We start from the raw sequence: 26,231 nt of genomic DNA, 5'->3' as shown, positions 1-26,231 counted from the left end.
AGGATCATAAACTTATAACAATAACGCCACTCAGCTGCCAATCATCATGAATGTTCGGATAATAACATGACATATTGTCTTGCTATTCGGGTCAACAAAGGGCTGGTATTTGCCTCCGACTCACGTACCCACGCCGGGGTAGACTATGTCACTACTTATAGCAAGATGCACCGCTTCGCCTGGCCCGGCGAACGTATCTGCGTGATCCTGACCGCCGGGAATCTCGCCACCTCCCAGGCGGTGATCAATCACATCAACAAGGACCTGGAAAATCCGGATGCGGAAATTAACCTGCGCAAGGCAGAGCATCTGTACGAAGTGGCACACTACATCGGTAGACTGAGCCAGGACGAACAGCAACAGCATGCCTCCGCCATGGAGAGCTCGAAAAGTCGTGCCGAAGCCAGTTTTATCCTCGGTGGCCAGATTGCCGGAAAAGATCCGGAGATTTACCTGATCTATCCGCAAGGCAATTACATCAGCGCCTCGCCGGAAACCCCGTTTTTACAAATCGGCGAGAACAAGTATGGTAAGCCGATACTCGATCGCATCATAAGTCCGACTACCAGCCTGGAAGATGCTGCTCGCTGCGCACTGGTCTCGCTCGACTCCACTATGCGTAGCAACATCTCCGTCGGTCCGCCGCTGGAGCTGTCGATCTATCAGGCCAACAGCCTGGAAGAGCCCAAACACCTGACCCTCACTCTCAACTCCCCGATCTACAAATCCCTGCAAAAACGCTGGAACGAAGGCCTCAAACGCTCCTTCAACCGCCTGCCCCGTTTCGACTGGGAAGACGAGTCGTGAAAGCAATTTTGAATTTTTAATGTTGAATGTTGAATTGGCTGGGCCGAAGTAATCAAGGAGAAGCTGCAGAAAACCCACGCTTTAGAATACAAAAATTCAAAATTTAAAATTCAACATTCAACATTCAAAATTATTTCTTCCGGTGATGAGATGATGGACGAAGCGGAGTTTTTCCAGTACCGGGGCTGACAGTACGAAGGGGTAGGCGTCCGGCAGGCCCATGCTGCGATTGAGGGCGTTGAGTCCGATGGTCAGGCTGGCCCAGTCGTCCATCAGAGCGTCGAAATTCATTCCTTTTACCGAAGAGAGATCACTCTCTTCCCTTTCGTCGTTAAGCGCGTGCGGGTCATTCTGGATACGAAAGCCGATATCATTGGCGGTTTCCAGGGTATCCACCATGTGCAAGTAGTGCGCCCATGTTTCCGCCCAGTCTTCCCAGGGATGCGCGCTGGCATAGGCACTGATAAATCCATCCTGCCAGGTGGATAGATTTTTCTGCCGGTAATAGTTTTTTATTGCCTGCTTGTAATCCTGGCGCTCATCACCAAACAGCTCCCGAAAACTTTCAAGCTTGCCGCCTGATCTGATCAGTCGCATCCAGTAATAATGCCCAATCTCATGACGAAAATGGCCCAGCAGGGTACGATAGCCCTCGTTCATCTGCTCCCGCATCTGCTCCCGGGCACTGTCCTCGGCTTCAAGAATATTAATGGTAATCACACCATTATGATGGCCGGTCATCACCTGATTCACTTCCGTCACAGTATTGCTGAACTCATCATAGCGGGTCTGATCCTGCATAAACTTGAATGCCAGGCCTTGCTGTGCATCCTGTTTGCGGTCGACCACCGGTAATTTCAGTTTGTACAGAGTATATAGCAGGCGCCGTTTGGCGATCTCAATACGATACCAGAGTTTGATATTCTGTGATTCAGAGAGATTGGGAATAATCCGGTTGAGTCGACAGGAATGACAATAGGTCTGACTATCTTCGGCGGGAACCAGCCAGTTACAAATATTGTATTGTCGGTAATTGGCACATTGTCGGTAATACCGACCATTGGCGAGCGACCGCCACTGTCCGTTGTCCGCAGGCTCCAGGGCACTGAGTTGCAGATCCTCGTGGATAAAGCCGAGTTGACGACCGCAGGCCATGCAGCGGCTATTCTCGAAATGCAGCGTATTCCCACACTCACAAATAAAGGTTTTCATGGTCGGTCGGACTGAGAAGGAGGTGTTTATCCATGGTAGCCGTTCCCGCCAAAATAAAAAAGCCCGCATAAGCGGGCTTTTTCTGTTACAGGCTCACGCCGAAGCTGTCTTTGTAACGTTGCTTGAACTCGTCCATGGTAAAGCTGTGATTTTGCGGGCCGGTTGACTCGACCTTGATCGCCCCCATCAGCGAAGCGATACGGCCGGTGGTCTCCCAGTCCAGGTCATTCAGCAGGCCGTACAGGATTCCCGCACGATAGGCGTCGCCGCAACCGGTCGGATCGTTAATGCCCTTAACCCGGGCGGTCGGGATTTCATGGCGATGCTTTTTAGTATAGATTTGCGAGCCTTCACCACCGCGGGTAATAATCAGCGCATCGACCATTTCCGCCAGTTCGTGTGGGGACTTGCCGGTGCGTTCTTCAAACAGCTGCGCCTCGTAGTCATTCAGCGCGATATAGCTGGCTTTTTCGGCGAAATCCATCAGTTCATCGCCGCCAAACATGGGCAGCCCCTGGCCCGGGTCGAAAATAAACGGGATACCCTGCTCGGCAAACTGTTCGGCATGCTGAATCATGCCGTCACGGCCGTCCGGAGCAACCAGTCCCACCTTGACGCCATCGGCATCCTGGACCCGGTTTTCATGGGAGAAGCCCATGGCACCGGGATGAAAAGCGGTAATCTGGTTATCGTCCTTGTCGGTGGTAATAAAGGCCTGACCGGTATAGCTGTTGACTTCCTTGATGTGCTTGCGGCTGATGCCGTTTTTGTCCATCCATTCGGCATAGGGACCAAAATCGGTTCCAACAGTGCCCATCGGCAAGGGATCGCCTCCCAGCAGTTTCAGATTGTAGGCGATGTTCCCGGCGCAACCACCGAACTCGCGGCGCATCTCGGGCACGAGGAAGGAAACGTTCAGAATATGAACCTTGTCGGGAAGGATATGATTCTTGAACTGGTCGGGGAAGACCATGATGGTATCGTAGGCAAATGAGCCACAGATTAATGCAGACATAGATTACTCCTGATTTTTCGTTTAATTAGTGATCCGGTCAAAGAGCAGCAGGCCCCAGATAACCAGAAAATTGATCAGCGCGATAAATACCGCCGCCGATCCAATATCCTTGGCCCGACCGGAAAGTTCATGCCATTCACTGCTGATACGATCCACGACAGCTTCAATCGCGGAATTGAACAGTTCGGCCAGCAACACCAGAAACAGGGTGCCGAACAATAACGCATATTCGACGGCATTACGCCCCAGCCAGAATACGCCGGGCGTCAGAATGACAAACAGAATCAGCTCGGTACGCACTGCCGGCTCGTTGGCCGCGGCGGCCTGCAGCCCTTTCCAGCTATATCCGCCGGCCCGCCAGATGCGCCTGATTTCGTTTATCATTCGGCCAGTTTACCCGAATTCATTCTGGTTTCCAGGCGAGATCCAGCTCCTTGGCCGCCTTGACATCATCCAGACGTCGCACCGGCATGGTATGCGGCGCCTGTTTCACCGTCTCCGGCGAATTTTCTGCCTCGCCCTGAATGGCGATCATCGCCTCGATAAAGGCGTCGATATCTTCCTTTGATTCCGTTTCCGTCGGCTCGATTAACAGACACTCGGGCACCAGCAACGGAAAATAGGTGGTTGGTGCATGGAATCCGTAATCGAGCAGCCGTTTGGCAAAATCCATCGCGTTCACACCCAGCTCTTTGGCCTGTTTGCGCAGGGTCACGATGAATTCATGCGTGGCACGGCGTTGCGGATAGGCCAGTTCGAAACCGGCCTCGCGCAGGCGGGCCTGCATATAGTTGGCATTCAATGTGGCAAACTCGCTGACCCGGTGCATGCCTTCCTTGCCCAGCAGTCGGGCATAGATATAGGCCCGCAACAAAACCCCGGCATTACCCATGAAGGTGGACAGCTTGCCGATCGACTCGGGGCGTTCGTTATCCGTCAGCCAGCGATACTGATCGCCTTCCTTGCTCAGCAGCGGCACCGGCAGATAGGGCTCCAGCCGCTGGCTAACGCCCACCGGTCCGGCACCGGGACCGCCGCCGCCATGTGGAGTGGAGAAGGTCTTGTGCAGATTCATGTGAATCACGTCAAAGCCCATGTCGCCCGGTTTGACCTTGCCCAGAATCGCATTGAGGTTGGCCCCGTCGTAATACAACAGCCCACCGGCCTGATGCACGATGTCGGCGATCTCCTTGATCTTGCGCTCGAACACGCCCAGGGTCGATGGATTGGTCAGCATGATCCCGGCGGTCTGCGGACCGACCGCGGCTTTCAGGGCTTCCAGATCCACGTCGCCTTCTTCATTGGTCGGAATCTCGCGCACCGTGTAATTGCACATCACCGCGGTCGCCGGGTTGGTGCCGTGCGCCGCGTCGGGCACCAGGATTTCGGTCCGGGCATCGTCGTTGCGGGACTCGTGATACTTGCGAATCATCGCCACCCCGGTGAACTCACCCTGGGCGCCGGCCATCGGCGCCAGCGAGACGGCTTTCATCCCGGTGACGTCCTTGAGCATCTCCTGCAATTCATACATACAGGCCATGAACCCCTGACTCATGCTGTCCGGACTCATGGGATGGCGGCGCAAAAAGCCGGGCAACATGGCCAGGGTATTACAACCCCGCGGGTTGTATTTCATGGTGCAGGAACCCAGCGGATAGAAATGGGTATCGATGGAGAAGTTCTTCTGCGACAGCCGGGTATAATGGCGCACCGCCTGCATCTCGGACACCTCCGGCAGGCTCGGCTTCGACTGGCGTCGAAACTGATCCGGAATGTCATCGATCGCAACATCCTGCAACGGGGCCTGCGGCGGATTGGTCCGGCCACTTCTCGATTGTTCAAAAATCAACATAATCTCATCTCAAGTTCATAAAACAACGTCTCATCGACGATTTATACAGCGTAGATGTAATGTTGAATTTTAAGTTTTGAATTTTGAATTGCGGAACCACCTATAATTCAAAATTTAACATTCAAAATTCAACATTCCTCAGCTTAGCGCCGCCAGGGCCTTGTCGTAGTCCGGCTCCTGGGCAATCTCGGGCACCATTTCGGTGTAGACCACCTTGTCGTTTTCATCGACCACGACCACGGCACGCGCGGTGATGCCGGCCAGCGGACCGTCCTGGATCAGCACGCCGTAGTCCTTGGCGAAGTTCTTGTCGCGCATCATGGACAGCGGGATCACGTTATCCAGCTTCTCGCCGGTACAAAAACGGCTCATGGCGAACGGCAGATCGGCGGCGATGATCAACATCACCACGTCATCGCGCCCCCTGGCCGCTTCGTTGAATTTCTGGGTCGAGGTGGCGCAGACCGGGGTATCCAGACTGGGCACGATATTGAGCAATTTTTTCTTGCCCGGGTAATTGTCCAGACCGACATCGTCCAGATCGGCCGTGGTCAATTGAAACGCCGGAGCCTTGCTGCCGACGGCCGGCAGGTCGCCGTTGGTATTGATGGTGTCACCTTTCAATGTAATCTGTGCCATAACGCGCCTCCTTACAGGATGGCTTTGGCTTGTGCCGTTTTTGCTTTCATATAACAGTCCGCCGCTTACAGACGGCTGGCGATACGCTCAACCGCGTCGACAAAGGCATCCAGATCGGCCTCGGTCTTGGTTTCTGTTGCACACAACAGCAGACAGTTATCCAGTTCCGGATACTCTTCCGCCAGGGGATAACCGCCCACAATGCCCTGTTCCGACAGGCCGTTCAGAATATCCTGTACTGGCTGTTTCAGGCGCACGACGACCTCGTGAAAGACCGGGCACTCGAACACTTTCTCGGCGCCGTCGAGTTTGCCGACCAGCTTGTCGGCCAGTTTCACGGTGTTGGCATGGCTGTGGCTGGCGACCCGTTGCAATCCCTGGGGGCCGACCAGCGTCATATAAATGGTCGCCGCGGTCACCAGCAGGCCCTGGTTGGTACAGATATTGGAGGTCGCCTTGGAGCGACGAATGTGCTGCTCGCGGGCCTGTAACGTCAGGGCAAAACCTTCCTTGCCGTCCAGATCCACGGTGCGACCGATAATCCGGCCCGGCATCTGGCGCACATAAGCCTGGCGACAGCACATGAAACCAAAGTACGGGCCGCCGGAAGAAAGCGGCGCACCCAGCGGCTGACCATCACCGCAGGCGATATCGGCACCGATTTCGCCCCATTCACCGGGCGGCACGATCAGCGCCAGCGAGGTCGGATTGACCACTGCAATCACCAGAGCGCCATGTTGATGCGCCCAGTCGGTCAATGCATTGACCTCTTCCAGGTTACCGAAGAAATTGGGCTGTGGAATCACCAGCGCGGTGAAATCGCCCGGATCGTTGGGCAGCGAGTCGGGATCGATAATGCCGCTGTTGCGATCGTAGTCGAGCTCTTCGAGCACGATGCCCTGGTTGTGCACGATGGTGTGCGCCACCTTGCGATAGGCCGGATGCACGGTACGCGGCATCAGAATGCGTTTGGCTTTCGATTTACGATTGGCGCGCACGGCCATCAGTACCGCTTCGGCCAGCGACGAGGCGCCGTCATACAACGAGGCGTTGGAGACATCCATGCCGGTCAGACTGGCCATCATGGTCTGGTATTCATACAGCAGCTGCAGCGTGCCCTGGCTGGCTTCCGCCTGATACGGCGTATAGGCCGAATAGAACTCACCACGGGTGGTCAGTTCCCATACCGCCGCCGGAATATGATGCTCATAGGCCCCGGCGCCCAGGAAACAGAGCGTGCGCGCATCCTGATCGGCGCGCTCGTGCATCACCCGGGTGACTTCCATTTCATTGGTACTGGTCGGCACGTCCTGCAGCCCGGCACTGCGCAGGTTATCCGGGATCTCGTCAAACAGCTGTTCGATGCTGTCGGCCCCGATGGCCTTGAGCATTTCAGCGATATCTTTTTCGGTATGGGGTATAAACGGCATTCTGTTTACCTGGTTACATCAAAGTTCAGTTTGAAGACGGATGTTCAATGTTCGTCTTCGGCTACGACCTCGGCATACGCATCGGCATCCATCAGCGCGTCATAGGCGCCTTCGTCTTCGGGCTTGAGCTTGAAGATCCAGCCATCGCCATAGGGGTCGGTGTTGATGGTTTCCGGGGCATCGGCCAGGGATTCGTTGCTTTCGATCACTTCGCCGGCGACCGGACAATAAACGTCGGAGGCGGCCTTGACCGATTCGATCACGGCACAGTCGTCGCTGTCTTTAAAACTGCTGCCGGCTTCCGGGACTTCGACAAACACCAGATCGCCCAGCAGTTGCTGGGCATGGTCGGTGATACCGACAACCAGCGTGCCGTCTTCTTCGCGCTTGACCCACTCATGGGATTTGGTGAACCGCAGTTCCTGGGGAATATTGCTCATGATTTTTATCCTCTGAAATGTTCTGACTTAAACGTCGATACAGGCTTTGCCGTTACGCACAAACGGCGGCTTGACAACCCGGGCGGTCAACGGCTTGCCGCGCACATCCACCTGGCAATGCGTGTCGACCGAGGCCGGAACCCGGGCAAAGGCGATCGACTTGCCCAGGGTCGGAGAAAAACTGCCGCTGGTGATTTCGCCGGCCTCATTGCCGTCGACAATCACTTTCTGATGATCGCGCAACACGCCGCGATCCTCGAGCACCAGCCCGACCAGCTTGTGTTTGACGCCGTCGGCCTTCTGTCTGGCGATGGCGGCGCGACCGATAAAGTCCCGATCTTCCGGCTCCCAGGCCACGGTCCAGCTCAGGCCGGACTCCAGCGGCGTGGTGTTCTCATCCATATCATGGCCGTACAGATTCATGCCGGCTTCCAGGCGCAGCGTATCGCGCGCGCCCAGACCGGTCGGTTTGACACCGGCCTCGACCAGTTGTTGCCAGAAACCGGCCGCCTGATTCGCCGGCAGAATAATTTCATAGCCGTCCTCGCCGGTATAACCGGTGCGCGCGACCTTGAACTCGCCCAGCTCGCGCATGACAAACGGTTTCATGTCACCCAGTTTGTCGGCGGCCTCGCCCCCCAGCACCTGATGGGCCTTGTCGCGGGCATTGGGGCCCTGAACCGCGATCATCGCCATCTCGTCGCGCTCAGTGACGCTGACCTCGAAAGCGGCGGCCTGTTTTTCGATCCAGGCCAGATCCTTGTCGCGGGTCGCGGCGTTAACCACCATCCGGTAAAACGTATCATCCAGATAATAGACGATCAGATCGTCGATCACCCCGCCCTGCTCGTTGAGCATGCAGGTATACAGGGCCTTGCCGGCAGTCTTGAGCTTGTCGACATTGTTGGCCAGCAGATACTGCAAAAACGATTTTACCTTCTCGCCGCTCAGATCGACGATGGTCATGTGCGAGACATCGAACATGCCCGCGTCACGGCGCACCTGATGATGCTCCTCGATCTGCGAGCCGTAATTGATCGGCATGTCCCAGCCGCCAAAATCCACCATCCTGGCGTTGGCGCGAAGGTGTTCATCGTATAACGGTGTACGGTTCCCCATAGGATTCAAATCTCCGCGATTGATTAATTCTGTATCTCTTCGGCATGATAGGACGAACGCACCATCGGCCCGGCCTTGACCCAGCCAAAGCCCAGCGCCCGGGCCTGTTTGCCATAGTCGTCAAACTCGGCCGGCGACAGATAGCGCTTGACCGCCAGGTGATAGCGGCTGGGGCGCAGGTACTGGCCGATGGCGATGCGGCTGACGCCGACCTCGCGCAAATCGCGCAACACCTGCAGCACTTCCTCGCGGCTTTCGCCGAGGCCCAGCATGATAGCGGACTTGGCTTCGACACCCGGTTGCAGGGCGGCCAGGCGCAGCATCTCCAGCGAGCGCTCGTAACTGGAACCCTTGCGCACCTGTTTATACAGTGACGGGACCGTCTCCACGTTATGCCCCCAGACCATCTGCAGTTCGCTGGTCGGATGCACCGCCTCGCGCAGCGCGGCGTTCATGATCTCGATGGACTGTTCCTGACAGCGATGAAAATCGGGGGTCAGCAGCTCGACGCCGATCGCCGGCTTGTCACGGCGCAGCGCCTTGACCGTCTCGGCATAAATAGTGGCACCACCGTCGTCCATGTCATCGCGGTTCACAGAAGTCAGCACCACGTAATCGAGTCCCATATTGCGTACGGCCGTGGCAATGCGCTCGGGTTCCTGATCATCGAACCAGCCGGGACGACCGGTCTTGACCGCGCAAAACCCGCAGGCGCGGGTGCAGGTGTCACCCAGCAGCATGAACGTGGCCGTGCCCTGGCTCCAGCACTCGCCGCGATTGGGACAACGGGCTTCCTCGCACACGGTGTGCAGGGTATTGCTGTGCACATTACGCGCGGTGTGGGAATAATTGACGTGATTACCGAGCGGCTGGCGAATCCACTGGGGCATGCGCCCGGCATTGGGCTCATGGGAGAAATCGAAAACTGGAATGACTTTATTGCTCATGGTGCCCGGTCAACCTTTTTGCTGGTGAAAATAAAAAAGGGCGAAACAGAGCAACCAGTTGCCTTGTTTCGCCCCTCTGTCCTTTCACCTGAGAGCTTCAGCCCCTTCGGTGCCCCGCATTATCGAGGTCTCTCCAGAGTCAGCCTTGTTACCCGCGGTCCTTTTGCCTGAGCGATTCCGGGCGGTTGCGCCTTCGGCGGCAGGTCAAGCCTGCACTCTCCCACAGGATAGTGGCTTATAGTGTGATCTTAACGGGTTGAGCAAGAGAAGCCAAGGTGAATTTTGGTAAATACCGGTGATATTTATTGGGTCTTTAAGTAATTTTGAATTTTGAATGCTTAATGTTGAATTAACACCAGGTCGACGTGGTCGCACGCGGGGAACGATCCTGGAGGAAGCTTAAACTGATTTAATGCGCCATGCATCGAACCCCCAAATTCAACATTTAAAATTCAGCATTCAAAATTGTAGTTATCAGCGCTGTTTGACCGGGCGCATGAGGAACCAGAGCACCGGCAGGGTACCGATGACCAGCATCAGGGCGGCGGGGGCGGCCAGCTCCAGCATTTCCTCGCTGGATTCGATCCAGATGCGCACCGGCAGGGTGTCGAAGCCGGTGGGTCGCAGGATCAAGGTGGCGGGCAACTCCTTGAGGGTGTCGATAAACACCAGCACCCAGGCGCTGATCATGCCGCCGCGGATCATCGGCAGTATGATGCGGCGCAGGTTTTCGAAGGTTCCGGCGCCCAGACTGCGCGCGGCCTCTTCCATCGAGGGCGTCAGTTGTTGTGCCGCAGCTTCCTGGGCCTGGATGGCCAGCGGCAGAAAACGGATCAGCATGGCGATCACCAGCACCGCCAGGCTGCCGTAGAGAATATCCACCTGGCTCAGGACAAAGGCCAGGATGCCCAGCGCGATCACCGGCCCGGGCAGCACAAAGCCGACGCTGGAGACATGCAGGTAGGTCTGACTCAACCAGCTGCGTTCCCGCGCGTGGTAGAGCGCCACCGGCAACGCCACCACCACGGTCAGGCTCGCGGCCAGCACGCTGACCAGCAGCGAGTTCCCCACATAACCCCAGAACCGGTCGCTGATGAGATCCTGCATCCAGGCTTCCCAGCTCCAGATCAGCATCCAGAGAATCGGCAGGATAAAGGCAAACAGGGCGATCAGGCCCAGCCAGAACCAGATCGCGACGATCTCGAAGCGGGTAGCGCGACGGGCGGTATAGCGTTTGGCCTGCGCCGTGCCGTAGTAACGCTGCCGGTTACGAAAGAAGCGCTCCAGGATCAAAAACGTCAGGCTCAGGGAGACCAGCACCAGGGACAACCCGGCCGCCGCGTTGTAATCAAAGCGCCCGGTCATCTGCAGGTAAATACTCAGGGTAAAAGTCTGATAGCGCATCATGCTGACTGCGCCAAAATCGGACAGTACATGCAGCACCACCAGTGCCAGACCGGCGGCGATCGCCGGGCGCATCAACGGCAGATTAACCCGCCAGAAGACCTGGGCCGGGCGCGCCCCCTGAATGCGGGCCGCCTCTTCCAGGTTCTGCTGGGAGCGGGACAGCGAATCCTGCACCAGCAAAAACACATAGGAAAAGCCGGCCAGGGTCAGAATAAAGCTGACCCCGACCACGTTATACAGATCCGGCGCCGAGGTCCCGGCCCCGAACAGCCATTGCCAGGCCCGGCCGATCCAGCCGCTGTCGGCGAACAGCGTGGTATAGATATGGGCAAAGACATAGGTAGGCACGGTCAGCGGCAAGACCATCAACCAGATGGCAATGCGGCGACCGGGGAATTCACGCCGGGTAATCCACCAGGCGGCAGAGACCCCCAGCACCATGCTGCCGATCCCGACCAGTACCGACAACGAGAGGGTATTCCATAACAGACCCGGCAGGCGCTTGCTCCACAATCCCGCCTAGCCGTCGGCATCGAGTTGCAGACTGCTGTAAACCACAAACACCAGGGGAATCGCCGCCAGCAACACCACCAGCAACGACAGACTGCCGCGCAGCGTCATGCGGGGTTTGAACAGCGACAACGAATCGACTCGGGCTGCGGTTAGCGCCTGGTTTCTCAAATCTGAGTTTCCGGTTTGGCCCAGGGCCTGAAACAGGCTCCGGACACGACAGCGAATTCACCCGGCGGGCACGCCGGGTAATAACAGGGCAAGTTTACGGCATCCCGACCTGTTCGATCAGATCCAGGGTCGCATTGCGTTGCTCGCCCAACCGAGCCATGGGCACATCGGCCACCTTGTAGGAATCCAGCGGCGGGACCTCGTCGGCCGCCGGGACACCGGGACGGGTCGGATATTCGCGATTGACCTCGGCAAATATCTTCTGCCCTTCTTCTGAAACCAGAAAAGCAACAAACTTCTGCGCATCCTCCACCCGCTGGCTGTAACGACTGATACCGACACCGGCCACGTTCCAGGCGATCCCCATACCGCCTTCACCCTGATCCGGCACGATCACTTTCAGCGGTGCATCGGGATGCTGATCCAGATGACGGTAGATGTAGTAGTGGTTGACCAGACCGATCGCTTTTTTACCGGCCGCCACGGCATTGACGATCTTGCTGTGCTTGTTGAACACGCTGCCGTCGACGTTCTCCTTCATCCCCTGCAGCCAGTCGCGGGTGACTTGCTTGCCGGCCGTGAGCATATAGACGGTGACCCCGGCAATGTAACTTTCGTTACCACTGTGGGTGATGGCCAGCTTGCCGTCCAGGCGCGGGTCGGCCAGATCGAACACCGAGTTGACGAAATCGGTATCCGACTGCTCGCTGTTGGCGACCAGCATCCGGGCACGGGCGGAGAGTCCCAGCCAGGTATTGTCCGGCGCCCGGAAACTGGCCGGAATCACGCCGGCGATCGCTTCGGGAACCGGGCGGAACAGCTTCATCTCGGAGCCCTTTTGCAAATTACCGGCGTCATTGCTGATATAGAGATCCGCGTCAGTCCGCTTGCCCTCGAGTTTGAGCTTGTTCAGCAATGCCGTGGAGCCGCCGGCGTGCAGCAGGACCTCGATACCGGTCTCTTTTTCAAAGGCCTCGACCACCGGCTTGACGAACTTGTCCGAACGACCGGAATAGATCACCAGCGGATCCGCCGCCGCGACCTGCAGGGCGTATAACCCTGATAAAAGACAGAGCATAAGACGTGATTGCATGATCTCCCACCTACATATATATAGAATGCTTGTCTAGCGAATGATAATTATTATCATTATCAAACGCAACAGGCAATCACGTTGTTATTGACGAACCGCAATCAAACGCACGACCGCCACCGGCTCTGGCCAGGCCGGTTTGCGATTGATCCACGGCGGTGACTTCCAGCCCCTGCCGGGCCAGCCACACCCCGTTGCGTCCTTCGCCCTCGCCGATCAGCAAGACTTTCTGTCCCGGGGTAAAACGCGCCTGCTGGGCCACCAGAAAAGCATTGGGCTCGGTCCCATAGGCAAAGCCTGCTTCGCGATGCGGGTCTCCCGGAATGATTCCTCCAAGACGCGGCTCCTGCTACTCGCCCAGACGACGCACCAGCGTGGCGAAGGTCAACCCCTGCACCACGACGGAAAAAACCACCACCGCGGTCGTGATCACTACCAGTGTATCGCGTTCCATGCCCGCCGGCAGGGACAACACCAGGGCGATACTGATACCACCGTGTAGCCCGCCCCAGCTCATCAACTGGATCGTGCCCGGACTGAACGACCGAAAATAACGCATGATCGCGATCGGCAACCCCGCCCCGAGCAAACGCGCCAGCAAGACAATGGGCAAAATCGCCAGCGCCGCCAGCAGATATTCACCGCGAAAGCCGGCCAGCATCATTTCCAGGATTATGAGAACCAACAATACGGCGTTTACCAGAGCGCCAACCAGTTCCCAGAAATCATGCAAATGCCGGCGTGATTTCTCACTCATTGCCAGCAGCTGCCCATGATTGCCCAGGACCAATCCGGCTATCAGCAATGCCAGCGGTCCGGACAAGCGCCAATGGCTGGCCAACACCAGTCCGCCGGCGACCAGCGCCAGCATAATCAACACCTCGACCTGGTAGTGATCAACACGCCGTAACAGCTGATACGCCAGCAGCCCGATAACCAGACCAAACAACAGACTGCTGCCAACCTGTTGCAATAACAGCTTGCCGGGCGAAGCCATCGCCGGTGTCAGCACCAGCGCCAATAGCACCACAAACACGGCAATTGCCAGGCCGGCACCCAGTAACGACTCGCCGGCCATGCGGGTTTGCAAGGTTTGGGTTACACCGGCACGGGCCAACAAACCGCGCACCGCAATCGGATCCGTCGGCGCAATCAACGCGCCAAACAACAGGCCATAAATCCAGGGCAGGGTCACCCCCAGTCCGGCCAGGATGACCCAGCTGAGTGTTCCCACCAGCAACACGGAGACCGCCACGCCAAACAGGGCCAGAGACAGCACCAACCCCTTCTGGTGCGCCAGATCGGCCAGATTCAGCCGCAACGCACCGGCAAACAACAGCAACCCGAGCAATGCGGAGATCAGCGTGTCGTGAAACTCGCGCTGGCGTAACCAGCCTTGCACCTGAACCGTCAGCCCGCCGCGATCGAAGCCCAGCATCAACGCCAGAAACAGCGCCAGCACCAACGCCACCAGCAACATGCCCAGCGTGGTCGGCAAGTGCAAATAGCGGTGATTCAGATAACCGAACCCCGCCATCAGCACCAGCAACACCGTTGCAATATCAAGAGGACCCATAAGCGATCACAAATTCGTATGATGGATAAGAATATTAAGGGTAAACAAAGGGCTTGGGAAGCCGGACCGGCAGGGTAGAGTTATGAATGTTGAATTTTTAATTTTAAATGTTGAATTGGATCATCTGCAGGGGCAGTCCTGAAAAGAGATTCAACGAATCCTGTAACAAGCCCGCCTTGTCGGACAAATAATTCAAAACTCAACATTCAACATTCAACATTCAACATTCAAAATTACTTCCCCCCCATCGCCTGCTGCATGATTATCTTTTTGATGGGTGCGAGGCGGTTGGTGAGGTTGAGACCGCTGTTGCGCAGCCAGCGCAGCGGACCCCATTGACTGCCGAACAGACGCTTGAAGCCGTCCATGGCGATCAGCATGGCGCGGTTGTCGGCGCGGCGCCAGCGCTCGTAACGGCGCAACACCGGCAGAGCGCCGAAATCCCTGTGTTGCTGTTGTGCCTCACGGATCACCTGGGCCAGGGATTGGGCATCGGCAAACCCGAGGTTGACCCCCTGCCCGGCCAGCGGATGAATGGTATGCGCCGCATCGCCAACCAGTGCCAGACGCGGGCGGATGTAATGTTCGGTTTCGAAAAACCGCAGCGGGAACACGGCGCGCGGGCCGCTCTGTTCAATCTCGCCCAGGGTAAAACCGAAGCTGGCGGCCAGTTCCTGACGAAACAGCGCGTCGTCCATCTGTTGCAGTTGCTGCGCATGCTGCGGCGAGGTAGACCAGACAATCGAGGAGTAGCCCTCACTCAGCGGCAGAAACGCCAGCGGCCCGTCGGGTAAAAAGCGTTGCCAGGCGGTCTCCTGGTGAAACTGCGCGGTTTTCACCCAGGTGACCAGTGCCGCCTGATCATAATCCCAGCCACGCACACTGATACCGGCCTGACGCCGCACCCAGGAGTTGCTGCCATCGGCGCCGATCAACAGTTTCGCCGTCAGCGGCTCGCCTTCTTCCAGAATCAGACGCACCTGCTTGTCATCGAACTCGATCGCGTTGGCCATCACCGGGGCCAGATAATCAATGTTCTGGGCCTCAGCCATTTGCCGATGCAGGCATTTGATCAGAACGCGGTTCTCAACAATATGTCCCAGCGTCGCCTCACCCAGTTCCGCGCTGTCGAAGTGAATCACGCCATCGCCCGTGGCATCCCAGACATGCATCTCACGAAACGGGCTGATCCGCTCCCCCTGATCGCCCGGCCAGGCGGACAACTGTTTTAAAAATGCTTCACTGGCACGAGTGATGGCGCTGACCCGCAGGTCAAAACCCTCTGCCGGCAAGTCGGCTCCGGGCCGCTGCGCGTCCAGCAGCGCGATGCGCAGGCCGCTGTCGACCAGCGCACAGGCCAGGCTGGCACCGACCATGCTGCCACCGACGATGATCAGATCGTATTCCCGGCTCACAGCTTCAATCCTCGCGCCAGACGCGGCAGCTTGCCGACATAGCCCATGGCATGACGCACCAGCTGTTTTTTCAACGGCGGCAGAGTATCCAGCAGCGTCAGCCCCAGATTACGCGCCACCGCCAGGGGCAGAAAATTGTTGGAGAACACACGCACCAGCCCGTCGGTGGCCAGCGAGGTCTGCAGATGATCCCGCCGGCGCCAGCGGGCATAACGCTGCAGGACTGTCAGGTCGCCGATATCTTCGCCTTGCGCCAGCGCCTCGACCAGCACTTGTGAGAGTACCGCCACGTCGCGCAGCCCGAGATTAAACCCCTGTCCCGCCACCGGATGCAGGGTATGGGCGGCGTTACCGATCACGGCCAGACGTGGACGCACATGTTCGCGGGTCTGTAAAAATTTGAGCGGATAAAGGTGCCGTTGGCTGCTGCGGGTAAACTGCCCGGCCCGTTCGCCGAAGCGCTGTTGCAGTTGGGACAAAAAGGTGGCCTCGTCCCAGCCCTGCACCGCCTCCACCTGATCCGGTTTGAGGGTCCAGACCAGAGCAAAGGTGTTGTCGTTGCCCTGCTCGTCGCAGGTCGGCAGCAGCGCCATCGGCCCGCTGTCGGTAAAGCGTTCGTAGGCAATGTTCCGGTGGGGGCGGTCCACCACCACGTTGCTGATCAGCGCACTCTGGTGATAATCGAGTGTAAAGGTAGCAATGCCGCTGTCGTTGCGAATAAACGAATTTCCGCCATCCGCCGCCACCACCAGGGCCGTGGTAATCTCGCCAAGCCCGTCGTCCTGTTTCAGAACCACCTTCGCGTGCGCCGGCGCAAACTGCACCGCCTTGACGCTGGCCGGGCAAAACAGGGTGACATTGGCCTGTTGTTCGAGCTGCCGGGAGAGCACCTGGCCGAGCACCCGGATATCGGCCACGTAGCCCATCGCTTCCAGACCCTGCTCGGCGGCATCCAGGTGCGCGCTGCCGGCGTGACCGCGGTCGGAAACATGAATACGGCGGATCGGCGTCACGCCCTGCGCGGCGATCGCTTCCCACAGACCCATGGCGTTAAAGACCTGTTGCGAACCGGCGGCCAGCGCCACGGTGCGCGCATCAAAGCCGGGATGTTGTTCGATATTGAACGGCTGCGCCTCAACCATCGCGATACGCAGCGGTGTATCGGCCAGGGCGCAGGCCAGGCTGGCACCGACCAGGCCGCCGCCGACAATCACCAGATCAAACTCGTTCAGGTTCGATGCGTTCACCCCGTTATAGCCTCTCTCGGATACGAACAATAAAATACTACCGTTGCGTTTTTGCTACCCATACACATTCGCCTGCCAATCAAATTACCCGATATTACCCGGGCCTGATAATACGCCACCGCCTGATGCACGAGGACAATAACGGAGTTCATCCAACCATCAACGCCTCGATCTCGTCAGGATCTTTGGGCACATCCCGGGTCAGCACCTCGCAACCCTCTTTGGTCACCAGCACATCGTCCTCGATGCGAATCCCGATATTGTGCCACTTCTTTGCCAATTCCGTATGACGGGCCGACAGATACAGACCGGGCTCCACAGTCAGGGTCATGCCCGGCTCGAGTACCCGCCATTCGGTATCCACCTTGTAGTCACCCACATCATGCACATCCATGCCCAGCCAGTGGCCGGTACGGTGCATGTAATAGGGTTTGTAGGCCTGATCCTCGATCAGCTTTTCCAGGTCGCCCTCGAGAATCCCCACATCCTTGAGACCTTGGGTCAGCACCCTGACCGCGGCTTCATGCGGATCGTTCCAGTGATTACCCGGTTTGACCTGTTCGATGGCCGCATGCTGGGCTTCCAGTACGATATCGTACAGCGTCCGCTGCGCCTTGCTGTATTTGCCGTTAACGGGAAAGGTGCGGGAGATATCCGCCGCGTAATAATCGTATTCAGCGCCCGCGTCGATCAGCAGCAGATCGCCATCGCTCAATAGCGAGTGATTATCGATATAATGCAGGATACATCCGTTGGCCCCGCCGCCGACAATGGACGGATAGGCCGGGAAGCGTGCGCCCTGTTGCATGAAGGTGTACAACAGCTCGGCCTCGATCTGGTATTCATACAGCCCCGGTTTGCAGCTTTGCATGGCGCGGATATGCGCCCGGGCGGAAATTTTGGCCGCCTTGCGCATGGCCTTGATCTCGTTACTGCTCTTGTACAGACGCATGTCGTGCAGGTGATGTTCCAGCGAGACAAACTCGCCCGGGGTGTGGATGCCGGCGCGGGACTGTTTGCGCAGTCGATTGACCCAGCCGATCAGCCGCTGATCGAAATCGGGACTGGCGCCCATGGTGTAAAACACCCGCTCCTTGTTCTCCAGCAGCCCGGGCAGAATATCGTCGATGTCATCGATGGGAAACGAATCATCCGCCTGGTAATGTGCCACTGCGCCGTCCTGCCCGGCACGGGCTCCGGTCCACACCTCCATGTCGGGATCGCTCTCGCGGCAGAACAGAATATACTCGCCATGCTCGCGCCCCGGCACCAGCACCACCACCGCCTCCGGCTCGGGAAAGCCGGTCAGGTAGTAAAAGTCGCTGTCCTGCCGGTAATGAAACTCGCTGTCGCGATTGCGCATACGCATCGGCGCCGCCGGCAGAATCGCCACCGAATCGGGTCCCATCAGCTCCATCAGCTGCTTGCGGCGTTTGGTAAATTCCTGAGCATTCATAAATATAGTTACAAGTAGTCAGTTAGCAGTTATCAGTTTCAGTAACGAGGGCCGAGGGATAAGTGACGAGGAAAAGCGTCAAGGCCAAAGGTTGTAGGAGCGCCTCTGGCGCGACAGGCCGTGCGGTCGGCAGGATCTATCGCGGCGCAGCCGCTCCTGCGAAACCTCGGTCGGTTTTACCGTCCTCGTCACTCGTCCCTCGGCCCTGTGTTTAATGTATCGACCCCTCGCCGGCTTTGGCATACTGGCGCCGAAACTCCTCACGAAACAGCAACACCCCCATGCGCAGGTATTCGACCAGTTCGGCATAGGCGGCTTCGTCTTCGCCGTCGTCTTCCAGTTCATAACCTTCGGCACGGGCGATCTCCAGCATGTCCTGGATGATCTCCGGCAGTTCGCCGGGCAGGCTCTCCGGCTGCTGGATACCGCCGACCGCCAGTCCGGCCAAAAAGCCCTGGCACCAGTGTCCGAGGGCTTCGATCCTGACCGCCAGAATCGCCTCATCGTGGGGTAACAATAAATGAAAATCGAACTCGTCGCTGTCGAATTGGCGGCGGGTTTCGTCGAACAGGGTTACCAACGCCTCGGGCGGTTCCGGCGCCAGGGCATCCCGGCCTGTCCCGGACAGAGCAATATCCAGCCAGGCATCGGCCGTCACACCCTCCATGGTACACAACATGGCGCACAGCAGGCCGTGGTTTTCCGCGGCCTCGCTCTCGGCACCCAGCGCCCGCAGGGTATCGGTAATCTGATCAAAATCGGGAAGTGTCTGGCTCATATATATGGAATACAACGGCTGAAAGCCGAGAGGATAAGCCATTTGCCCGGCGAGCAACAGCCACGGGGCAGCGAATCCCGGTTTTTTGCATACACGAGCCCGTTGACCCTGCCCGGCCACCGCTCTATATTGAGCCATAGACTGGATTGACGTCCCGAAGCAGTAATAACAATGACTTATAAGTGATATTTGATGGACGAACTGGATCTGAAAAAGCTTGAAACCCGCGTGGATGACCTTATCAAGGCCGTTGACCGGTTGCAGCAGGAAAACAAAACCCTGCGCGACAGTCAGACGAACCTGATGTCGGAGCGCAATCAGCTGGTGGAAAAAACCGAGCTGGCACGCAGCCGGGTTGAAGCCATGATTGAGAAACTCAAGGCAATGGAAAATGAGTGAAAAGCCGGCCAATACGGTCACCGTGCATATCCTGGACAAGGAGTACCTGATCGCCTGTCCGGAAGAGGAAAAGCACGATCTGATGCGCTCGGCCGATTACCTTGACATGAAAATGCGCGAAATTCGTGACAGCGGGAAGATCGTCGGCACCGATCGCATTGCCGTGATGGCCGCGTTGAATATCTCTCATGAGCTACTGACACAGTCCGACCCTGACAGCAAAATGGACAGTGATGTCAGTGGCCGAATCAAGGGCATTCAGGACAAGATCGAGGATGCCCTGTTCAAAACCCGTCAGCTTGAAATCTGACGCCGACAACCGAGCAATGGGCGCCCCCTGCGGTATGCGTGAGTCGATCGGGATACTCTTGAGCCGATAAATAAATCCCCGGGAGCCGAGATTCGGTGTTGTGTGCAAGTCCGGCCTGGACCGGAAAGCCTGATACGCCGAAAGACGCTCCCACCTTGAACCTCCGGTTCAAGACGAAGATCACCACGGTACAGGCGGGGGCGCGCCCTCCCTATCAACGGCGTCCTCCGGACGCAGGAACGAGGTACCAGGGACGAGTGACGAGGAAGATCAAAACCCGGTCCAAATGATCTGCGCCTACGTTAGCCTCTTCCGACTCCCGACTCCCGACTCCCGACTCCCGACTCCCGTCTCCGCACTCCGCACTCCGCACTCCGCACTTAGAACTCAGAACTTAATGTTTTCGGTGGTTAAACTCCCCAATCCACGACTGCCCCACCATCGGGTGACATAAATTGTTGAAAATATTAGTATCACACCATGACCGACCGAAAATCTCTACGCTTTACCATGCGCGACAAGCGCCGCGCGCTGTCGGCCGAGCAGCAACGCGAGGCGTCGCTGATGCTGGGCGAGCACCTTGCCGCGCACCGGCTGTTTCAGCTGGCGCACCGTATCGCCTTCTATCTGCCTAATGACGGCGAAATCGACCTGAGTTACCTGATGGAGTACGCCTGGCAACAGAACAAACATTGCTATCTGCCGGTGTTGGGGCCACGCAACGGCCGGCGCATGTGGTTTTTGCCCTACCGGTCCGATACGCAACTGATTCCCAACCGCTTCGGCATCCCCGAACCCGTACACAGCCGTCGTGATCGGCTGTTCAGCCCCATGTCCCTGGATCTGGTCCTCATGCCGCTGGTGGCCTTCGATCGCGCGGGTAACCGGGTCGGCATGGGCGGGGGATTTTATGATCGCACGTTCGGTTTTCGGCGTTACCGGCGTCACTGGCAACGGCCCTGGCTGCTGGGCACCGCCTATGACTTTCAACAGGTCGAGCAGATCGATTCCGCCGCCTGGGACGTGCCACTGGACGGTATTGCCACCGAGCAGGGGATACAACGATTCCCTGCGTATACCCCGGATTGATCCCGCGCAGACGCCATGCCCGCCAGGAAAACGCCCTGCGGGGGTTCATGCCGACACCCACAACACAGCGACCTCACGCCACCGAACCTGGTGAAGTCTTTGAACACGCTGCGCCCCGACGCGAGATTTGTGAAATAATTCGGCCACGTTCCAAGAGGAGATCCGCATGAATTACTGGCTGATGAAATCCGAACCCGACGTTTTCGGCATCGATGACCTCGCCGCCCAGCCGCGCAAGACCGACCACTGGGACGGGGTGCGCAACTACCAGGCCCGCAACATGATGCGCGACGAGATGAAAAAGGGCGATCAGGTCTTTTTCTACCACTCCAACTGCAAGGAGCCGGGCATCGTCGGCATTGCCGAGGTGGTCAAGGAGGGCTATCCCGATCACACCGCCTGGGATCCGAAATCCAAGTACTACGACCCCAAGAGCGACCCGGAAAACCCGCGCTGGTACATGGTCAACATCAAGTTCGTGCGCAAATTCGAGCGCACCGTCTCCCTGCAGGAGATGAAACAGGAAAAGGCACTGGAGGAAATGAAGCTGCTGCAGCGCGGCAACCGCCTGTCAGTCATGCCGGTAGAGAAAAAACACTGGCAACATATCCTCAAAATGGAAAAACGCTGAAGTCATACCCCGGATTCAACCTCATCAAAGCGGCCTTCAGGCCGCTTTTTTGTTTATGCCGTCCATTCGTTCCCGCTGACAACCTGTATGCGCACTTTGTTACCCCCGATCATGGCGTATCGATCCCTGACAGCGGCAAAAAATTGCATCATGCAATAATTTTTTATCTTCAATGCGGCTCACGACACCTCCACCACCGAATTTTGCTATCAACAAAGCGCCATGCACAGCGAAAACAACGATGAAATGGCATACACAACCCTGTAAACGGGCACGTATGCCTGTCCAAAGCAAAAAAACCGCGGCTGAAAGCAAAATTTTCTTATTCAGAGGCCGTGTCAGCGTCACTCACGGCCCGTTAATACAACACAGTGGGATGGGATCGCTAAAAGTTTTTAACTCATAAGCCGCGTCAGAGCCGTTCACAAGCAAAAATTTCAGCTTATTGTAAAAATTCAACGCCAAATTGGCGCGGAACAACCTCTTTGACCGCGTTCGAGACGTGTTTCAGTCGGTCAATGCATCGCGATCACCGCTTGTAACGAGCGATCTGCAATGCAAAAAACAAAAACTCTTGCCTAATCCCCCTCTTCACCGGCAAAATTTTCCTTCGCGCGACTAAAAATTTAAAGATTTTCCCCTTCTGCCGTTATACAAACCGAAAATCTGGCGTATCAAAGCCTAAATTCATACAATACAAGCGCTAACAGCAAAAAATTAATTGCATTACTAGCATTTTTATTTTAGTTGGCTATACTTTGCTAAACTCAGTGCTCAACTCGGAGGGTTGTTAACTATGGCAACAAAGAAAAAGACTAGGAAGAAAGTCGCGAAGAAGAAAACCGCTTCTCGCAAAAAGGTAGCGAAGAAAAAAGTCGCTAAGAAACGCGCAACCAAGAAGAAGGTTGCCAAAAAGAAGGCTAAGAAGAAGGTAGCCAAGAAAAAGGCCAAAAAGAAGGCTAAGAAGAAGGTAGCCAAGAAGAAAGTAGCCAAGAAAAAGGCCAAAAAGAAGGCCAAGAAGAAAGTAGCCAAGAAGAAGGCGAAAAAGAAGGCTAAGAAGAAAGTAGCCAAGAAGAAGGCGAAAAAGAAAGTCGCCAAGAAGAAGACCAAGAAGAAAACAGCCCGTCGTAAGAAGAAATAAGCGACATCGGCTGTAGATCGGGAGAAATCCCGTGAAATCGGGGGGTTACCGGCGACGGTAGCCCCCTTTTTTATGCTCTGGCCGCAGGCCAGAGCAGGGCCGAGTGACGAGTGACGAGTGACGAGGAGAATCAAAATCCAGCTGGACCGGGGTTTGTAGGAGCGCCTTTGGCGCGACAGGCCGTGCGGTCGGCAAAGTCTCTCTCGGCGCGTAGCCGCTCCTACGATCAACGAGGCTGCGTGCTGATTTTCCTCGTCACTCGTACCTCGTACCTCGTCACTGCCCTGTTCCTGAAAGGAACAGGGCATTAGCGGGATTATCGGTCTCGTCCCAGTAGCGATAGCCGATCTCGTCGAGGAAGCGCTGCAGCATGGGCTCCTCGTCGGGCGGGACCTGCATGCCGACCAGGACGCGGCCGTAGTCGGCGCCGTGGTTGCGGTAGTGGAACAGGCTGATGTTCCAGTGCGCACCCATGTGATTGAGAAAACGCAGTAATGCGCCGGGGCGTTCGGGGAATTCGAAGCGGAACAGGCACTCGTGTTTCACCCCATCAACCCGGCCGCCGACCATATAACGGATGTGCAGCTTGGCCATCTCGTTGTCGGTCATATCCATATAGGGATACCCGGCCGCATCCAGTTGTCCGAACAGCGCCTGCTTCTCCGGCTCGCCGCCGTGCAGCTGTACCCCGACAAAAATATGCGCCTGGCTCGGATCGGCGTAGCGGTAGTTGAACTCGGTAATGCCCCGCGTGCCGATCGCCTCGCAGAATTTGCGAAAGCTGCCCGGGCGCTCGGGAATGGTCGCGGCAAACAGCAGCTCACGGCGCTCGCCCAGTTCGGCCCGCTCGGCCACATGACGCAGGCGATCGAAGTTCATATTGGCGCCGCTGTCGACGGCGATCAGGGTCTGGCCCTGAACCGATTTTTCCGTCACGTATTTTTTCAGCCCGGCCACCGCCAGTGCACCGGCCGGCTCGGTGATCGAGCGGGTGTCATCGAAGATGTCCTTGATCGCCGCGCAGATCTCGTCGGTGGTGACCAGAATCACTTCGTCCACATAGTCGCGCGCCAGACGAAACGGCTCTTCGCCCACCTGTCGCACCGCCACGCCATCGGCAAATATGCCCACCTGATCGAGTCGCACCCGTTCGTTATCACGCAGGGCAGTGTACATGCTCGGCGCATCTTCCGGTTCCACGCCGATGATTTTGATCGCTGGACGCAGGGTTTTCACATACGCGGCGATCCCGGCGATCAGGCCGCCGCCGCCCACCGGCACGAAGATCGCGTCGATCGATTCGCGCTGGGCCAGCAGCTCCTTGCCGATCGTACCCTGGCCGGCGATCACCAGCGGGTCATCGTAGGGATGGATAAATGTCAGGCCCTGTTTCTCGACCAGTTCCATGGCATGGCGATAGGCGTCGTCATAGGCATTGCCGTGCAATACGGTCGTGGCGCCCAGCGACTTGACCGCATGCTGCTTGATCTCCGGTGTGGTCCTGGGCATGACGATAGTCGCCTCGATACCCAGACGTTGCGCCGCCAGCGCGACGCCCTGGGCATGATTACCGGCGGAAGCGGCGATCACCCCGCAGCGTCGCTCCTCTTCGGAGAGGTGAATAATCCGGTTATAGGCGCCGCGCAGCTTGAACGAGAAGACCTGCTGCAGGTCCTCGCGCTTGAGCAGCACCGTATTGGCCAGTCGTTCGCTCAGACGGGGCGCCGGATCCAGCGGAGAGTGGATGGCCACATCGTAAACCGGCGCGGCGTTAATCATGTCGACATATTGCTGGGTCATAGTTTTCTGCTGTTTTGTGGGCCTGACCAAAATGGTGACTTTCTGGCCTCCGGTTGTGGATACCAGACCGGAATGCCTAATATAATGACCTATTACCCATTCAACAATGTCGCCGGCCCGAAAACACGGCCCCGAGGAGTATTGACAGATGACACAGGATGAATTGAAACAACTCGTCGCCCAGGCCGCGATCGAATATGTAGTGCCGGGGACCATTATCGGCGTGGGCACCGGATCGACCGCCAATTTGTTCATTGACGAGCTGGCCAAAATCAAGGGCAAGATCGACGGCACCGTCGCCAGCTCGGTCGCCAGCGCCGAACGTCTCAAGGGTCACGGCATCCCTGTCTATGATCTGAATGCCGTGGACGGGATCTCCGTCTATGTGGACGGCGCCGACGAGGCCAACGAGCACCTGCAGCTGGTCAAGGGCGGCGGTGGCGCGCTGACCCGGGAAAAGATCGTCGCCGCCGCCAGCCGGAAATTTGTCTGCATCGCCGACGAATCCAAACTGGTCGGCGTCCTCGGCGCCTTCCCGCTACCCGTCGAGGTGATCCCCATGGCCCGCAGCCTGGTCGCCCGCCAGATCGTCAAACTCGGCGGCGAACCGGAACTGCGCCAGGATTTCACCACCGACAACGGCAACATCATCCTTGATATTCATAATCTGGATATCATGGAGCCGGTCAAACTGGAACAGGCCCTCAACAACCTCGCCGGCGTCGTCACCAACGGCCTGTTCGCCATGCGCCCGGCCGACGTGCTGCTGCTCGGTACCAAAGATGGTGTAAAGATGATGGAATAACCGCTTCTCCCGCCCTCTGGGAAATAACGCAGAGGGCGCAAAGACGCGGAGAACGCAAAGAATATCGTTATGCCTGCCTCTTCGAGGCATGCCAGAATCCATAGAGCTTGCCTCCTGCAAAGCTACCAGCGTCCGCCCGGGATGACTCAACCCCGGAATTCGGGTAAAGGGGTTCAAGCCGGGCTTTACATACAGTAAATGCTGCCCTGGATGCCAAGGCCGGGGGATCTTCGACATAACAAACTTCGTGTCCTGGTGTCTTCGTGGTGAGAACTTATGCAGAAACTTCTGATCAGTCTGGGGATCATTCTGGTCATCGCCGGCCTGCTCTGGCCCTGGCTGAGCAAGCTCGGCCTGTTCCGCCTGCCGGGGGATATTTACATCGAGAAGGAGAACGCGCGGTTCTATTTCCCCATCACCAGCGCCATCATCATCAGCCTCGTGATCAGCGTGGTTCTGTGGTTTTTCAAAAAATAGTGCTGAGTGCTGAGTGCTGAGTGCTGAGCAGATTGTCATTCCGGCACCGGCCGGAATCCAGTCCCGCATCGGGGCCCGGCTCCTGGATTGTAATAACGAACCACGAAGGCGCGAAGAATAATTGTTTTTTTACTTCGAGGCTTTGTGTCTTCGTGGTGAAGGTTTTCCTCGTCCCTCGTAACTCGGCCCGGGAACCACAGAGCGTACACGAGATGTCAGAGAAGAGTTTGAAGTTAGTCCGGGAGAATCCGGAGGGGATAGGAAATTGGGCACTGACAGCCTGACCAATCGGTGCCGATCATTCAGGCTGTCAGTGGTTGCCCCCAAAATTCGAGTGACGGGGCCTTGCCTACCCCGTGACTCTGCCTTGCCTTTATTATTGTGTATCGTCCGTGTTGTTTTTTGTTCTTCCTGCTTCACATGGGAGATTTGGCGTCCTCCTCCACTTAATCAGATGACGCGCAT

27 protein-coding genes, 1 other RNA gene and 1 riboswitch are annotated in these 26,231 nt (G+C 57.2%); of the genes, 9 read left to right on the top strand and 19 right to left on the bottom strand.

Annotated features, from left to right (window positions below; all coding sequences use genetic code 11):
• Positions 1-66: 66 nt before the first annotated feature.
• Positions 67-807 carry a proteasome-type protease gene (locus tag U5J94_RS06385; protein ID WP_322564808.1) on the top strand — a complete coding sequence of 247 codons (741 nt, stop codon included), beginning with the start codon at positions 67-69 and terminating at the stop codon, positions 805-807.
• 117 nt (positions 808-924) lie between these two features.
• Here U5J94_RS06385 and U5J94_RS06380 read toward each other — a convergent pair whose 3' ends face one another.
• From U5J94_RS06380 to U5J94_RS06295, 18 genes are all read right to left on the bottom strand, one after another.
• On the bottom strand, positions 925-2,019 hold the full coding sequence (locus U5J94_RS06380) for a putative zinc-binding peptidase (protein ID WP_322564807.1): 1,095 nt from the start codon (positions 2,017-2,019) through the stop codon (positions 925-927).
• A gap of 85 nt (positions 2,020-2,104) precedes the next feature.
• Positions 2,105-3,034, bottom strand: a complete 930-nt coding sequence (locus tag U5J94_RS06375; protein ID WP_322564806.1) for a carbohydrate kinase family protein — start codon at positions 3,032-3,034, stop codon at positions 2,105-2,107.
• A gap of 21 nt (positions 3,035-3,055) precedes the next feature.
• A complete protein-coding gene (locus U5J94_RS06370) occupies positions 3,056-3,418 on the bottom strand; it encodes a diacylglycerol kinase (protein ID WP_322564805.1) in 363 nt (120 codons plus the stop codon).
• A 19-nt stretch (positions 3,419-3,437) separates the two neighbouring features.
• Positions 3,438-4,886: an aminomethyl-transferring glycine dehydrogenase subunit GcvPB gene (gene gcvPB / locus U5J94_RS06365; RefSeq protein WP_322564804.1), complete on the bottom strand. Its 1,449-nt coding sequence runs from the start codon at positions 4,884-4,886 to the stop codon at positions 3,438-3,440.
• 138 nt (positions 4,887-5,024) lie between these two features.
• Positions 5,025-5,525, bottom strand: a complete 501-nt coding sequence (gene tpx / locus U5J94_RS06360) for a thiol peroxidase (protein WP_322564803.1) — start codon at positions 5,523-5,525, stop codon at positions 5,025-5,027.
• Positions 5,526-5,590: 65 nt separating this feature from the next.
• On the bottom strand, positions 5,591-6,955 hold the full coding sequence (gcvPA, locus tag U5J94_RS06355) for an aminomethyl-transferring glycine dehydrogenase subunit GcvPA (RefSeq protein ID WP_322564802.1): 1,365 nt from the start codon (positions 6,953-6,955) through the stop codon (positions 5,591-5,593).
• A 44-nt stretch (positions 6,956-6,999) separates the two neighbouring features.
• The gene (gene gcvH / locus U5J94_RS06350; RefSeq protein ID WP_322564801.1) at positions 7,000-7,395 is read right to left on the bottom strand and encodes a glycine cleavage system protein GcvH; all 396 of its coding nucleotides are present in this window, start codon (positions 7,393-7,395) and stop codon (positions 7,000-7,002) included.
• A 27-nt stretch (positions 7,396-7,422) separates the two neighbouring features.
• Positions 7,423-8,514: a glycine cleavage system aminomethyltransferase GcvT gene (gcvT, locus tag U5J94_RS06345; RefSeq protein ID WP_322564800.1), complete on the bottom strand. Its 1,092-nt coding sequence runs from the start codon at positions 8,512-8,514 to the stop codon at positions 7,423-7,425.
• A gap of 23 nt (positions 8,515-8,537) precedes the next feature.
• A complete protein-coding gene (gene lipA, locus U5J94_RS06340; RefSeq protein WP_322564799.1) occupies positions 8,538-9,461 on the bottom strand; it encodes a lipoyl synthase in 924 nt (307 codons plus the stop codon).
• A gap of 145 nt (positions 9,462-9,606) precedes the next feature.
• A riboswitch (glycine riboswitch) is annotated at positions 9,607-9,694 on the bottom strand.
• 241 nt (positions 9,695-9,935) lie between these two features.
• On the bottom strand, positions 9,936-11,381 hold the full coding sequence (locus U5J94_RS06335; protein WP_322564798.1) for an iron ABC transporter permease: 1,446 nt from the start codon (positions 11,379-11,381) through the stop codon (positions 9,936-9,938).
• Positions 11,382-11,387: 6 nt separating this feature from the next.
• Complete coding sequence (locus U5J94_RS06330) at positions 11,388-11,510, bottom strand: hypothetical protein (RefSeq protein WP_322564797.1); 123 nt, start codon at positions 11,508-11,510, stop codon at positions 11,388-11,390.
• Between the two features lie 133 nt (positions 11,511-11,643).
• Positions 11,644-12,642 carry an extracellular solute-binding protein gene (locus U5J94_RS06325; protein WP_322564796.1) on the bottom strand — a complete coding sequence of 333 codons (999 nt, stop codon included), beginning with the start codon at positions 12,640-12,642 and terminating at the stop codon, positions 11,644-11,646.
• A gap of 76 nt (positions 12,643-12,718) precedes the next feature.
• On the bottom strand, positions 12,719-12,904 hold the full coding sequence (locus U5J94_RS06320) for a hypothetical protein (RefSeq protein WP_322564795.1): 186 nt from the start codon (positions 12,902-12,904) through the stop codon (positions 12,719-12,721).
• Between the two features lie 87 nt (positions 12,905-12,991).
• Positions 12,992-14,218 carry a cation:proton antiporter gene (locus U5J94_RS06315; protein WP_322564794.1) on the bottom strand — a complete coding sequence of 409 codons (1,227 nt, stop codon included), beginning with the start codon at positions 14,216-14,218 and terminating at the stop codon, positions 12,992-12,994.
• Between the two features lie 233 nt (positions 14,219-14,451).
• Positions 14,452-15,633 (bottom strand): UbiH/UbiF/VisC/COQ6 family ubiquinone biosynthesis hydroxylase, encoded by a 1,182-nt coding sequence (locus U5J94_RS06310; RefSeq protein ID WP_322564793.1) that lies wholly within the window; start codon positions 15,631-15,633, stop codon positions 14,452-14,454.
• Positions 15,630-16,880: a 2-octaprenyl-6-methoxyphenyl hydroxylase gene (ubiH, locus tag U5J94_RS06305; protein ID WP_322564792.1), complete on the bottom strand. Its 1,251-nt coding sequence runs from the start codon at positions 16,878-16,880 to the stop codon at positions 15,630-15,632. Before ubiH ends, U5J94_RS06310 begins: the two co-directional genes overlap by 4 nt.
• Positions 16,881-17,028: 148 nt before the next feature.
• On the bottom strand, positions 17,029-18,336 hold the full coding sequence (pepP, locus tag U5J94_RS06300) for a Xaa-Pro aminopeptidase (RefSeq protein WP_322564791.1): 1,308 nt from the start codon (positions 18,334-18,336) through the stop codon (positions 17,029-17,031).
• A 211-nt stretch (positions 18,337-18,547) separates the two neighbouring features.
• Positions 18,548-19,114: a UPF0149 family protein gene (locus U5J94_RS06295; RefSeq protein WP_322564790.1), complete on the bottom strand. Its 567-nt coding sequence runs from the start codon at positions 19,112-19,114 to the stop codon at positions 18,548-18,550.
• A gap of 192 nt (positions 19,115-19,306) precedes the next feature.
• Between U5J94_RS06295 and U5J94_RS06290 the strand changes: the two genes are divergently transcribed.
• From U5J94_RS06290 to U5J94_RS06265, 6 genes are all read left to right on the top strand, one after another.
• Positions 19,307-19,513, top strand: a complete 207-nt coding sequence (locus U5J94_RS06290) for a TIGR02449 family protein (protein ID WP_134081070.1) — start codon at positions 19,307-19,309, stop codon at positions 19,511-19,513.
• Positions 19,506-19,823 carry a cell division protein ZapA gene (locus U5J94_RS06285; RefSeq protein WP_322564789.1) on the top strand — a complete coding sequence of 106 codons (318 nt, stop codon included), beginning with the start codon at positions 19,506-19,508 and terminating at the stop codon, positions 19,821-19,823. The genes U5J94_RS06290 and U5J94_RS06285 overlap by 8 nt, the downstream gene beginning before the upstream one ends.
• A 21-nt stretch (positions 19,824-19,844) precedes the next feature.
• Positions 19,845-20,027: non-coding RNA, 6S RNA (ssrS, locus tag U5J94_RS06280), on the top strand.
• Between the two features lie 276 nt (positions 20,028-20,303).
• Positions 20,304-20,912 (top strand): 5-formyltetrahydrofolate cyclo-ligase, encoded by a 609-nt coding sequence (locus tag U5J94_RS06275; RefSeq protein WP_322564788.1) that lies wholly within the window; start codon positions 20,304-20,306, stop codon positions 20,910-20,912.
• A 166-nt stretch (positions 20,913-21,078) separates the two neighbouring features.
• Positions 21,079-21,543 carry an EVE domain-containing protein gene (locus tag U5J94_RS06270; RefSeq protein ID WP_322564787.1) on the top strand — a complete coding sequence of 155 codons (465 nt, stop codon included), beginning with the start codon at positions 21,079-21,081 and terminating at the stop codon, positions 21,541-21,543.
• A 796-nt stretch (positions 21,544-22,339) separates the two neighbouring features.
• Entirely contained in the window at positions 22,340-22,684 is a 345-nt protein-coding gene (locus tag U5J94_RS06265) for a hypothetical protein (protein ID WP_322566507.1), read from the top strand.
• A gap of 276 nt (positions 22,685-22,960) precedes the next feature.
• Here the strand turns inward: U5J94_RS06265 and ilvA are convergent, their stop codons facing one another.
• Positions 22,961-24,700: a threonine ammonia-lyase, biosynthetic gene (ilvA, locus tag U5J94_RS06260; RefSeq protein WP_322564786.1), complete on the bottom strand. Its 1,740-nt coding sequence runs from the start codon at positions 24,698-24,700 to the stop codon at positions 22,961-22,963.
• Here ilvA and rpiA point away from each other — a divergent pair.
• Entirely contained in the window at positions 24,633-25,289 is a 657-nt protein-coding gene (gene rpiA / locus U5J94_RS06255; RefSeq protein WP_322564785.1) for a ribose-5-phosphate isomerase RpiA, read from the top strand. The two genes, ilvA and rpiA, sit on opposite strands and share 68 nt — an antisense overlap.
• Before the next feature lie 276 nt (positions 25,290-25,565).
• On the top strand, positions 25,566-25,766 hold the full coding sequence (locus tag U5J94_RS06250; RefSeq protein WP_322564784.1) for a DUF2905 domain-containing protein: 201 nt from the start codon (positions 25,566-25,568) through the stop codon (positions 25,764-25,766).
• Positions 25,767-26,231: the final 465 nt, after the last annotated feature.

Source organism: Thiohalophilus sp., from assembly GCF_034522235.1.
Lineage (GTDB): Bacteria > Pseudomonadota > Gammaproteobacteria > UBA6429 > Thiohalophilaceae > Thiohalophilus.
The sequence above is the reverse complement of the archived record's forward strand: the minus strand, read 5'-3'. Positions and strand labels throughout refer to the sequence as shown.